1 protein-coding gene is annotated in these 1,483 nt (G+C 43.8%); it reads left to right on the top strand.

Annotation, left to right across the window (positions count from 1 at the left end; all coding sequences use genetic code 11):
* The first annotated feature begins 107 nt into the window (after positions 1-107).
* The gene (locus FTU92_RS13975) at positions 108-1,433 is read left to right on the top strand and encodes an ISNCY family transposase (protein WP_096902756.1); all 1,326 of its coding nucleotides are present in this window, start codon (positions 108-110) and stop codon (positions 1,431-1,433) included.
* Positions 1,434-1,483 lie beyond the last annotated feature (50 nt).

The raw sequence follows: 1,483 nt of genomic DNA, 5'->3' as shown, positions 1-1,483 counted from the left end.
TGTAACTCCAAAATAGAAATGTCCGGTTTCTCCAAAGTAAAAATGTCCGCTTTTAGAATATGCGCTGTTGCAATTTTCTTAGCGGACGGTTTGATATGTTGGTGTCTATGTCGGATAAAGAACTTAAACGATTGTCGGTCTTGCAAGAAATCTGTGATCAACGCATAACCCAGCCCCAGGCTGCTCAGCTACTTCATATTTCAGAACGTCAGATCAGACGTTTATTGCAAAAATACAAAACTCAAGGTCCAACTGCATTAGCCCATGCTGCACGTGGCCAAATCAGCAATTCCAGGCTTCCTGAAGAGCTCAGACTCAAGTGCCTCAATCTGGTCGCTGAACAATTCCATGGTTTCGGACCCACTTTAGCGCATGAAAAGCTCACCACCGTTCATGGCTTTGATATTTCAGTTGAAACACTGCGTTCCTGGATGATTGCAGCAGATCTGTGGATTCCTCGCGCCAAGCGCCTGAAACGCCCGTATCAGCCTCGTTACAACCGGGATTGCTTTGGTGAACTGATCCAAATTGATGGCTCACACCATGACTGGTTTGAAGGACGCGCTGCTAAGTGCTGTTTGCTGGTGTTTATCGATGATGCGACAGGAAAATTGCAGCATTTACGCTTCTGTGAATCAGAATCAACCTTTGACTATATGATTTCAACACGTTTATATGTCGAACAGCACGGTAAGCCTTTAGCGTTTTACAGCGACAAACATTCAGTCTTTAGAGTGAATCAAAGCAGCAAGAAAGACACCAAGATTACCCAGTTTGGACGTGTACTCAGCACCCTCAATATCGATATCATCTTCGCCAATTCACCACAGGCCAAAGGCCGTGTAGAACGGGCGAATAGAACGCTTCAGGACCGTCTGATCAAAGAAATGCGCTTGGAAGGCATCTGTTCGATTGAGCAAGCTAATGCCTGGCTACCCTGCTTCATTGAGCAGTTCAATCAGAAGTTCGCCAAGATGGCTTTTAATCCTAAGAATCTACATCGGCCTATCACTGAAACAGCCGAAGAATTAGATGATATTTTTACTTGGCGTGAACCCCGCAGAGTCACCAATAGCCTGACGATTACTTATGATAAATGCGTATATCTCCTGGAAAACACCGAAGAAAATCAAAGGTTGATCGGTAAGTATCTTGAGTTCCTGGAATACCCGGATGGTACTGTAGCCCTCATGCATGATGGCCGAAAGATCAATTACAGCCTCTTCGATAAATTAAGTCAGCTGAATCAGCGAGAGATTGTTGAGAATAAACGGTTGAGTGCTGTTCTGAATCATATCCAACAACAGCATGAAGAACTGGAACAGCAAAACAAACGTAATCGTTCTCAAAAGATGCCAAGCAGACGTGCACAGAAAACAGCGATTGAACAACGAAATCTAAATCCTGTGCTTGACTTGGAAATGTCCATATAGGACATTTCTATTTGGTTATTAGGTAGGACATTTCTACTTGGGAATAACAG

This window comes from Acinetobacter sp. YH12205, from assembly GCF_013418125.1.
In the GTDB taxonomy this organism is placed as follows: Bacteria; Pseudomonadota; Gammaproteobacteria; order Pseudomonadales; family Moraxellaceae; genus Acinetobacter; species Acinetobacter towneri.
This window is presented reverse-complemented; position numbering and strand designations above follow the sequence as displayed.